Source organism: Synechococcus sp. R6-10, assembly GCF_047461815.1.
Taxonomy (GTDB): domain Bacteria; phylum Cyanobacteriota; class Cyanobacteriia; order Thermostichales; family Thermostichaceae; genus Thermostichus.
On sequence record NZ_JANSHW010000374.1, the window covers coordinates 1 to 10,119 of the forward strand.

At 59.3% G+C, this 10,119-nt stretch carries 9 protein-coding genes; 5 read left to right on the forward strand and 4 right to left on the reverse strand.

Going from position 1 to position 10,119, the window contains the following annotated elements; translation table 11 throughout:
- The first annotated feature begins 92 nt into the window (after positions 1–92).
- Complete coding sequence (locus NW837_RS10575; RefSeq protein WP_011431772.1) at positions 93–962, forward strand: SDH family Clp fold serine proteinase; 870 nt, start codon at positions 93–95, stop codon at positions 960–962.
- Here the strand turns inward: NW837_RS10575 and NW837_RS10580 are convergent.
- Complete coding sequence (locus NW837_RS10580) at positions 954–1,634, reverse strand: J domain-containing protein (protein ID WP_414331349.1); 681 nt, start codon at positions 1,632–1,634, stop codon at positions 954–956. The two genes, NW837_RS10575 and NW837_RS10580, sit on opposite strands and share 9 nt — an antisense overlap.
- 79 nt (positions 1,635–1,713) lie before the next feature.
- Here NW837_RS10580 and NW837_RS10585 point away from each other — a divergent pair, with 79 nt between their 5' ends.
- Positions 1,714–2,004 carry a DUF3082 domain-containing protein gene (locus NW837_RS10585; RefSeq protein WP_414331351.1) on the forward strand — a complete coding sequence of 97 codons (291 nt, stop codon included), beginning with the start codon at positions 1,714–1,716 and terminating at the stop codon, positions 2,002–2,004.
- 61 nt (positions 2,005–2,065) lie between these two features.
- Here the strand turns inward: NW837_RS10585 and sixA are convergent, their stop codons facing one another.
- The 3 genes from sixA to murA form a co-directional block, all read right to left on the reverse strand.
- Entirely contained in the window at positions 2,066–2,677 is a 612-nt protein-coding gene (sixA, locus tag NW837_RS10590) for a phosphohistidine phosphatase SixA (RefSeq protein WP_414331353.1), read from the reverse strand.
- 137 nt (positions 2,678–2,814) lie between these two features.
- Complete coding sequence (locus NW837_RS10595; RefSeq protein WP_414331355.1) at positions 2,815–4,950, reverse strand: transglycosylase SLT domain-containing protein; 2,136 nt, start codon at positions 4,948–4,950, stop codon at positions 2,815–2,817.
- Between the two features lie 185 nt (positions 4,951–5,135).
- Positions 5,136–6,452, reverse strand: a complete 1,317-nt coding sequence (gene murA, locus NW837_RS10600; RefSeq protein ID WP_414331363.1) for a UDP-N-acetylglucosamine 1-carboxyvinyltransferase — start codon at positions 6,450–6,452, stop codon at positions 5,136–5,138.
- A 345-nt stretch (positions 6,453–6,797) separates the two neighbouring features.
- Here murA and NW837_RS10605 point away from each other — a divergent pair, with 345 nt between their 5' ends.
- The 3 genes from NW837_RS10605 (at position 6,798) to NW837_RS10615 (ending at position 9,619) form a co-directional block, all read left to right on the forward strand.
- Positions 6,798–7,451 (forward strand): DUF3386 domain-containing protein, encoded by a 654-nt coding sequence (locus tag NW837_RS10605; RefSeq protein ID WP_414331357.1) that lies wholly within the window; start codon positions 6,798–6,800, stop codon positions 7,449–7,451.
- Between the two features lie 200 nt (positions 7,452–7,651).
- Positions 7,652–8,953 (forward strand): GNAT family N-acetyltransferase, encoded by a 1,302-nt coding sequence (locus tag NW837_RS10610; protein WP_414331359.1) that lies wholly within the window; start codon positions 7,652–7,654, stop codon positions 8,951–8,953.
- 48 nt (positions 8,954–9,001) lie between these two features.
- A complete protein-coding gene (locus NW837_RS10615; protein ID WP_414331361.1) occupies positions 9,002–9,619 on the forward strand; it encodes an Npun_F5749 family FMN-dependent PPOX-type flavoprotein in 618 nt (205 codons plus the stop codon).
- The last annotated feature ends 500 nt before the right edge of the window (positions 9,620–10,119 follow it).

The window sequence follows — 10,119 nt, forward strand, 5'->3', positions numbered from 1 at the left end:
GGCGTCTGAACCCAACTCGTGAGGCCCAGAGATCACCAAAGGTTTGCTATCCCCTATCCTGGAAGCAAAGGGATCCCACTTGAGGTGCGAAAGTGGACTGGGGCAGCCTGTTCTGGATTTTTCTGATCTTCAGCTCTTTGCAACCTCTGCTGAACCGTCGTGCCCAAGAGTTCCGGCGCTTGATGGCCATTCGGGAGTTGGAGCAAAAGCGGGGCAGCCGGGTGATTCTGCTCATTCACCGCCAGGAGTCGATTAGTTTTTTGGGGATCCCGGTTTCCCGCTACATCAGCATCGAGGACTCCGAGCAGGTATTGCGGGCGATTCGCCTCACTCCACCCAATACCCCGATTGATTTGATTTTGCATACCCCCGGTGGCCTGGTGCTGGCTACGGAGCAAATTGCCCGCGCCTTGATCCGCCATCCGGCCAAAGTGACAGTGTTTGTGCCCCACTACGCCATGTCGGGGGGGACGATGCTGGCCCTGGCCGCCGACGAAATCGTCATGGATGCCAATGCAGTCCTGGGGCCGGTGGATCCACAGTTGGGGGGGTATGCTGCCGCCAGTATTCTGCAGGTGGTGGCGGATAAACCCATTGCCGAAATCGATGACCAAACCTTGATCCTGGCAGATCTGGCCCGCAAAGCGATGCAACAGGTACAGAACTTCGTGCGGGATCTCCTGAAGGACGATGTGCCCAAGCGCAAAATTGCCCCCGAACGCATCGAGCCCCTCATCCAGTACCTAACCAGTGGACAAGTTACCCACGACTACCCGATCACTGCCGAAGAAGCCCAAAGGTTGGGCCTGCCCATTTCTACTGAGTTGCCACCCCAAATCTATGCCCTGATGGACTTGTACCCACAGGCCGCCATAGGCCGTCCTTCTGTACAGTACATCCCCATCCCCTATGATCCTCGCCCCGCTCTGCCCAGAGGGGGATCCCGCTCTGGCCTAGGGTGAACTCTTGGCGTAAGCTTCCATAGCTTCCAGGCGCAGCCCCCCTGCCCGGCGAAACAGCTCTTGTCCGGTGTGCAGATGGCGGTCGTCGAAGTTCAGGGGGAAATACTGCAGCTCCTCTAGAGCGTCCTCTAGGTGGTTGAGGGCGTAGTAGAGGCGAGAAGCCACTCCCCCCAGGCTGCTGGGATTGGGGAGGCGGCCAAAGATCTGCTGGGCTTGGGCCAGTTTCTGCGCACACTCTTCCAGATAGTCAGCAAAAGACTGCAACAGGTTGGGATCAAAGGGATCCGCCGCCAAAGCATGCAACTGAGGCTCTAGGGAAGACAGCAGGGGCCCCAAAACTCGGTTTAGGGGGGTGTAGACCTGTTGGATCCAGGCTGCGCGGGCGATGGCTTCGTGGCTGACGGTTTCATGGGGAGATCCCCTCGGCTGAGGGCAGGGTGAGGTGCGGCTGGAGTACAGTTGCCGATCGTATTCGCGGCGAGATTGGGGATCCTTGAGCACCGCGTAGGCAGCGTTGATCTGGCGGATGCGCTCAGAGGTGGCCCGATCTTTTTTGGCCAGCAGGCTGTCGGGATGGTGGTACTTGACCAAACGACGGTAGGCGGACTTGATCTCCTCCGCCGTCGCCGCCACGGAAACGCCCAAAACTTCGTAATGGGATCCGCTCTCCATAACCCCTAGGCTTGCCGGAAAGAAACTTCCATATTCTACCTGCAGCCTAGAATAAAGGTGAGTTTTCCGGTGCTGCCCCATGTCTTCTTCTCCACAGGGATCCCCCCATCCTTTCAGTGCCCTCTTGGGGGCCGCCATCGCCGTCAGTTTGGGCTACGGGTTCTTTCAACTGCTGCTCTCGATGTTGGCCAAGTTGCCGCCAATTGAGGTGGAGATTGGATCGTTGGCCCGCGGAATCAGCATTCTGGTGCGCTACCTGCTGGTCGGTTCCGTTTCCTTGATCGCGTTTATGTTTGCCCTGGTGGGGCTGGGGCTGGCGGCCTACTTTTTGCAATTGCTGGGCGAGCGGCTGACCTCCTCTCAGCGCTGAACCTAGGGGCACAACCTCTGGCCGACTCGTTGGGCGTTTATCATGATGAGCCAGCTTCTTCTCAGCGCAACACCACCTTGGGGGAGAGCAACAAAGTCAGGGATCCCTGGCGGTAGTCAATCCGGCCTTCGGCAAAGCGCACTTGGGCTAGGCCCGCTTTTTTGAGGGTGATCGCGTCGGCATGGGCCGGGTTCAGCCCAATGGCCGTTTGCACCCACAGGCTCAGATCCGGCTGGTGACCGACCAGAGCCAAAGACGCCAGAGGTTCCCGCTCTGCTTGCCAGCGCACCAGGTCAGCAAAACTGCCCCCCGGAGCCAGCGGCTCAAACACCTCCACAGCTTCGGCCAGGTTCTCGTCCAAAAAGATCTCAGCCGTCTGCCGAGCCCTCACCAGGGGACTGGTGAGCAGGAGATCCCACCTCCAGCCCATGTTCTTGAGCTGGCGGGCAATCTTGCGGCAGCGCCTGCGACCTTCGTCTGTAAGGGCCCGAAAGGCATCCTCGACTTCTGGCCGGGGTTCCTCGGCTATGCCATGGCGAATAAAATCCACAGCCAGCTCCTGCCGGGCAGCTTGCTTTTCTGCCGCACCCTGATAGTGCTCCGCACCGCTAACGCGATAGTGCTCCGCACCGCTAACGCAAACGCCCTCCTGTTGTTCAAACCCAGAGACCATAGAACCCCGTCCTGTCAGCGCGAACGGCACTGTCAAATCTTGACTGCCAAATCTTGGAATAACTGTAACTCTCCCAGAATACTGTGGGAAAAAAGCCCACTCCCTCTACGGCAGCACTTCCGCGACAAAACCGGAAGTCATGAAGAAGACGAGGGGTTATGCAGTCGCTGGCTGACCAGAGTGCGCCCCTCCTGGGTGTAGAGCTGCCAGTAGTTCCAGTAGTTGCCAAACACGGACTTCACATAGCCCCGGGTTTCGGGGAAGGGGATCTGCTCCACAAACACGTCCGGATCCCCGAAGCCAAAGCGGTTCAGCCATCTGGCCACGTTGCCGGGGCCACCGTTGTAGCTGGCCAGGGCCAGCAAGGTGTTGTCTTGGTAAGTGCGGTGGGTGTAGTCGAAGTACCAGGATCCCAGGTAGAGATTGTCGGCGGGGTTGGTGAGGCTGTACTGGGCCAGGCCGATCTGCTGGGCAATCCAGCGCCCGGTGGCGGGCATCACCTGCATCAAGCCCAAAGCCCCCGAGGCCGAGACGATCTCTGGCTCAAAGCGGGATTCCTGCCGGATCAAAGCCGCCACCATCAAGGGATTGAGGTTAAATTGCTGTGACCAGTGGGCCAAGCCGGGTTGGGCGTAGGGATCCCCGCTCCAGGAATTGTCGGGGCCCGCATAGTAGTGCAGCGGATAGATGGCCTGCCAGAAATCTTGGCGCTGCCTCAACGTCTCCAGCAGGGGATCCGGCTCTTCGCTGAAGCGCAAAGCAGCCACCTGGTTAATGCCCCGCAGGTGCTCTCCGGCGCTGTTGCGCAAAATGCCCGTAACAAAGCGCTCGGCAACGCTCATCTGGCCGGGATCCCGCTGCACGGGAGTTTCGCCCTGCCAGCGTTCCCAGGCCAGTTGGCTGGCTCCCATCAAATGCAGGGTTTGCGTAACTGCAGAGACCCCTGGCAACGGTTGGCGCACCGGCTGAAAATCCACCTCAACCCTTTTGCGCCCGCTGTAGAAATCCCCCACCGGCCAGCCCAGTTGCACTGCCGACCGCCAGCCGTAGTAGGTGTGGGGAAACTGACGCAGTACCTGCCGATAGGTCTGCCGAGCTGCAGCCACATCCCCCTGCTGTTCCCGCCATTTGCCCGCCCAGTAGAGCAGTTGTGCCCCCATTTCTGTATCCCGCTGAGCAGATCCGATCTGTTGAGCCAGGGCGATGGCTTGGCTGAGATTGCCTGCTTGTGCTTGGCTCCAGGCCACTGTCCAGGCGGCATTGGCTGCAGCTTCGCTGGCCGGAAAGCGATCCCAAAGGGCTTGCCGGGTGGCTTGGGCCGATTGGGGGCTGGCGTTGCGATCGTAAAGCTGGCTGAGGCTAAGCAACGCCTCTGGAGCTTCTTTATCTGAGCCGGCTCCCACCTGTCGAAGCAAGTCGATCGCCGTCGGCAGGTCGCTCAGTTCCGCCAAACGGCGGCGGGTGAGAGAAGCCTCTGGCCCATCGGGAAACTGTGCCAGCAGCGCTTGGTAAGCCGCTTTGGCCTGGGGAAACTCCCGCGAGATCTGGTGGCTGCGGCCCCAGCGGTAGAGGTTCTGAGAGGTGGCGGGGGCACGCCCATAGGCCCGGGCAGCTTTGCCGTACTCCCGTTGCTCCCAGTAGGCATCGGCGAGGATCTGCCAGTCGGAAGCCGTGAGGGATCCCTCCTGAGCCTGCCGCCAGCGATCCAGCAGCGGCGTTAGCCCAGGGGTTTGCGGGTGATGTTGGGCCAAATCCCGCAGCAGGTCATAGCGGTCGGGGTTCAGCTCCAGCAAATGCTTGAGGGCACGTCCGGTCAGCGGATGGGTGGGAAATTGCTGCCGCAGCCGATCCACCTGGCCCATCCCCCAGAGGGCATAGGCAGCGACAGGGCTGTGGGGATATTCCTGCAAAATCTTGGGCCACCAGATCCCTTGGGCTGTTTCCTTGTCCTGCAACTGTTCATAGGCTTGGGCCCTGAGCTTCCAAATCTCTTCCCTCAGAACCGGCAGGCTCTCTTCCAGCCCCTGCAAATCCTTCAAGGCAGATTGCGCTTGGCCGGCCTGTAGCGCTGCATAGGCTTGCAGAAAGGCCACTGTGGAAGTTTGAGGCAGTTGCGTCGGATCCCTGCCTTCTCGTGCAGAGGCCACTTCTACGGTTTCTGCCCAGGATGAGGTGTAGAAGCCCCAGACAGCTCCACCCAGAGCCGCTCCTGCTGCCAGCACACCGGCAGCCCATCTTGTCCAGCGTCGTTGGTTACTTGTCAGGATCCCCATGCTTTACCTCCCCACCACCTCTGAACTAAGATACTCAACCCGACTGCGTTGAGCCACCGGACGACTCGATACTTGCAACATGGCTGGAAAGCTCACCCAGCAAGCGGTCGCCGCGCATTGTGGCCAGGCGATAGGCAGGGAGAGATGCAACGATTTCTTCAAACTTCAAACGGCGGTGAAACAGCTCATTTCCCCAATTGCGCTGTCGGGCTTTCGCTGCGGTACACCTTGGCCCCGACACTGCGCAGCTTTTCATCAATGGCTTCATAGCCACGGTCGATGTAGTGCAATCCGTGGATTGTGGAGCAGCCTTCAGCCGCCAGGCCGGCCAGCACCAGGGCTGCACCCGCCCGCAGGTCGGTAGCCACCACCGGAGCGCCGGAAAGAGACGGCACCCCCCGGATCAGGGCCACTCGGTTCTTCAGGCGAATATCGGCTCCCATGCGATTCAGCTCGGGAATGTGGTGCATGCGGTTTTCAAACACCGTCTCCTCAATGGTGCAACTGCCCTCGCTCAAGGCGGCCAAGGCCATGATCGGCGCCTGCACATCGGTGGGGAAACCGGGATAGGGCAGCGTTTGAATATCAGTTGCCTGACACAGCCAGCCTGAGCTCAGTTGAGCTGGGGCAATGCGCAACCGGTTTGGGCCCTCTTCTTCCACCCGCAGCCCCATCGCTTGCAACTTGGCGATCACCGCCCGCAGATGATCGGGAATGACAGGGCCAACCGTGAGGTGAGAGCGGGTAATGGCCCCGGCAATGAGATAGGTGCTGGCCTCGATGCGGTCGGGAATGACCGTGTACTCTGTTCCATGCAAGCGGGGCACCCCTACCACCACAACCGTATTGGTGCCGACACCGCGAATGCGGGCCCCCATGGCTTGACAAAAACGGGCTAGATCCGCCACCTCCGGCTCTTGGGCGGCGTTCTCGATCACCGTTTCTCCATCCGCCAGCGTAGCGGCCATCATCAAGGTCTCGGTGGCACCGACGCTGGGATAGTCCAGGTAAATACGGGTTCCCAACAGTTTACGGGCATAGGCATGAACCACCCCATGCTCGATTTGGACCGTTGCCCCCAAGGCTTGTAGACCCCGCACATGCAGATCCACAGGACGAGACCCGATCGCACAGCCGCCGGGCAAGGGAACTCTGGCCACCCCCAGCCGCGCCAACAGAGGCCCTATGATGAAAAAGCTGGCCCGCAACTGGCTGACCAATTCATAGGGAGCTTGAGAGGTTTTCAGGGAGCTGGCATCCAGGTCCAGGGTATTGCCAACATGGGAAACCTTAACTCCCAGCGTGGCCAGGATCTGTCCCATGCGTTCAATGTCCAGCAGACGGGGCACATTGTGAATTCGACAAGCCTCAGGAGCCAAGATGGCCCCGGCCATCAGCGCCAAGGCAGAGTTTTTTGCCCCGCCAATAGGGATGTGGCCACTCAGGGTCTGCTTGCCAATGATTTTCAGCACTGGCCCCATCATCTCTGGCGCGGTTGCCATGCCGGTCTGGGGCGGCGTCAGGCCAGGCTCTAGGGGATCCGCCCCGCTGACGCGATTGTCAAAACCTTTCAATCTCCCTCCTCACCCACAAAAAATAGGCGAACCCTTCTCAGAGAATACTCTGGGGATCACAGCAGCGGCTAAACTCGCAAGCCAAATTGGGTGTGAGGAAGAAGTTCCCATGGCTGTGCTTCTATCCTGCAGCAGCGGACAGGGGAGCGGCTAGGCCAGTTCACCAGATGCAGGCTCTCAGCGAAGGCAACTGGGGGGCAGCCCAACAGCAGGGGGCGGTATGATGGATGCTCAGGGGAAGTGCTTGCAAGGAAAACAGGAAGGAGACAGCCGATGATCGCCACTCAAGTCTCTGCCCAAGAGTTGTTTCGGGCCGCCTATGAAAACCGCTACACCTGGGATCCCGCTTTCCCAGGCTACAGCGCCGAGGTCAGCTATTGGGATGGGGAGCGCACATTCGTTGGGCAGGTGCGAGTGGGAGCAGACCTAAAGGCCACTGTTACCGGCGTAGAAGATGAGGAAGCTCGAAAAGCCATTCACAACCAACTCTGGGAGATTGCCATTCACCGGGTGCGCCGCAGCTTCGACGAGACCCATGGGAACAACACCTTCCGCTATGGCCAAACCCTGCCCGATGGCACAGTGGAGATCCTGGTGGGGGGCAAAGCAGAAGGGGATTGCTACCACGTGCGCGATAACCAGGTTACCATGGTGCACCGGCATATCCACGGAGTGGTGGTTACCATCCACACCTTCAGCAGCCACGATACCGGCGAAGGCTATCTTTCCCACCGCTACGATTCCGTCTATCACGATCCCCAAACGGGCGAGCAAAAAGGCGGGCGCAGCCAATTCGAGGATCTGTACACAAAAGTGGGCAAGTATTACATCCTCTCGGAGCGGCGTATCCAGACGGAGACGGAAACCGGCCCTGTGGAGAAGCGCTTCACCTTCAGCAACTTGACCTTGCTGGACACTGGGGCGTGAGCGACCCGGCATTGCTCTCTGCGGGGTAGGGGGCCAGCTCTCCCGTTCGTCACTGTTGGGCAGCTACCGGGAGGCTGAGTTCACGCCCTTCTTGGCGGCCAAGCCTTTCTCGATAACGGGAAAGCCGATCTGTAGGCTTTCAAGCTTTGTTGCAGAACGATCCTCCCGGTTAGAAAAAGCAAGAGAGCCTGAGCTATGCTTTGAATATTCTCCCGCCTGCGATTGGCATGGACAACACCACAGCAAGACCCGACCCGGATGCCGAAGCCCCCATTGGTGCCCCTGACCTGATCATTCGCCCCGCCCAACTGGGGGATCTGGAGGCTGTGGAAGAGATTTTGGCGCAAGCCTTTGATGAAGAGTACAGCAGCCGCTCGGTGGATATTCGTCGCCAAGTGCGGCGGTTGCGCCAGTGGTATGGGCCCCTGAAAACCCTGACCCTGTTTCCCAATCGCTTCCAGCACATGTTTACAGTGCATGTGGCGGAGCTGAAGGGCAAGATTCAGGGGGTGATTCAGGTTTCTCCCTTCAACCATTCCCGCAGCACCTGGCGGGTCGATCATATCGCAGTGGCGCCCTCTGCCCAGCGACAGGGGGTGGGATCCCGGCTGCTCAAGCACTGCATGGAGCACTTTCGGGAAGCTCGCACCTGGATCCTGGAGGTGAACATCCACAACAAAGGGGCAATGGCGCTCTACCGGCGCAACGGCTTCCAACCCTTGGCTCAGATCACCTACTGGTCGATTCCAGCCGATATTCTGGCAGCTCTCAGCCAGCACGAGCCCAAATTGCCCAACCTGGTGCCGGTGACCAACCGGGATGCCTATGCCATCTACCAACTGGATACGGGATCCATGCCGGCCACTGTGCGCCAGGTGTACGACCGTGAGGTGAACGATTTTCGCACTAGCCCACTGGATTGGCTTTTGGAGCAGGCCAAATGCGCCATTAGCCAGACGGAGCGGGTGGAAGTGTGTGTTTACGAGCCCGAACGCAAAACCGCCATCGGCTACTTCAACTTGAAGTTGGATCGCACCGGGCAGCAACCTCATGTGGCCAAGCTTACGGTTCACCCTGCCTACACTTGGCTTTACCCCGAACTCATGGCCAAGATGGCCCAGCTTACTCAGGCTCATCCGCCGCAATCTCTGGCCTTGGCCTCCACCGATTACCAGCCGGAACGGGAGGAGTTCTTGCTGAAGCTGGGAGCCCAGGATATAGAGCGGACGTTGCTGATGTCGCGTTCGGTGTGGCACAAAATCCGCGAAAGCCGCCTCTTTACCTGGGATAGTGCTTATCTCAACGCGATGCTGCGGGGATTACAGGTGAAGCAGCCGGTGCCGGAGCGGTTTGAGGGGCCACCGGAAGGCTGGCTGGAGCACCACTTTCATCCCATCAGCCCAACTGAGCCGGATCCCAGCTCTGGTCGCATCAGCGGTGTGGAGTCTTCACCAGGGCTCTCCAGAGACTCCCAATCTGAGGCTTCTCCACCCCCTAGCTAAGGGAGAGAGAGCCCCAATCCTGGCTTGCTTGCACCTTGCGAAAAACGGATGAAAGACCCGAAGGGCAATTCTACTGCGGATCCCTCTTGGCGGGCGCTGATTCAGGCGGCACTGCACCGGAACCGTAGCGATCCCGGTGTGCGGTATTTGCAATTGGCCACGGTGGATCCCCAGGGGCATCCGCGCAACCGCACGGTCGTTTTCCGGGGGTTTTTGGGCGATACCGATCGCATTCAATTGGCGGTGGATAGTCGTAGCGAGAAGATCCGACAAATTGCCCACTGCCCCCAAGCCCAGATCTGCTGGTATTTCTGCAAAACCCGCGAGCAATTCCGCATCGCTGGCACCCTTGAGGCCATCGCCGCCGATCATCCGGATCCCCAGGCCCAGCGCCAGCGGCAGCAGTTGTGGCAACAAATATCGGAAAAAGGACGGCTCCTCTGGTTTTGGCCGGAACCTAAGGGGCTGCTTGCCCCGCCAGAGGCTTTTATTCAAGAGTTGCCGAAAGAGAAAGATCTGCTGCCTCCGCAGACCTTTGTGGCTTTACTGCTGGAGCCAACGGAGGTGGATCACCTACAGCTTAAGGGGGATCAGATCTATCCCCAATTGCGGACGGTGTACGAGCGCACTTCCGAAGGGTGGCAGCGTCGGGCTGTGAATCCCTAAAAGGGATCCAAACTTGCTTAGCTTGGTCTGGAGTGGGGGATCCCTTATTCCTTGTTCCTCCAAAGCACAGGGAATAGAGGAATGGACGTGTTAACGTAGCTGAACGATCGTGTTCTGCACGGTGGGGGCGTTACCCTCTGATGGAACTCTGTACGCGTATGGCTGGTCTATCAGGGGTAGGGCAGCAGTTGATGCCTTTTGTCTAACTCGACACGTATCACTTTGGCTTGCAGTGGTCTCGATGTGCGTCTTGATCTGCTCATTCGCTCAGGCTGTTGCCTCTTTTTTCGCCGGCGGCCCATTGCTGAACAGAGCTTTGAGGGGCAAGGGATCCCTAGTGTTGTCTGCCGCTCTGGTTGGGGTAGGGGTTCTCGTGCAGGGATTGAGGGCACAGACTCTGGAGAAACCGACGCTGGAAGCCTTGGAGGATTCCGTTGAGGGGAATGTTGTCCCTGTTCTGCCCTCAGAACCTGCCTTGCCCCCCCAGGCTGTCCCCACCT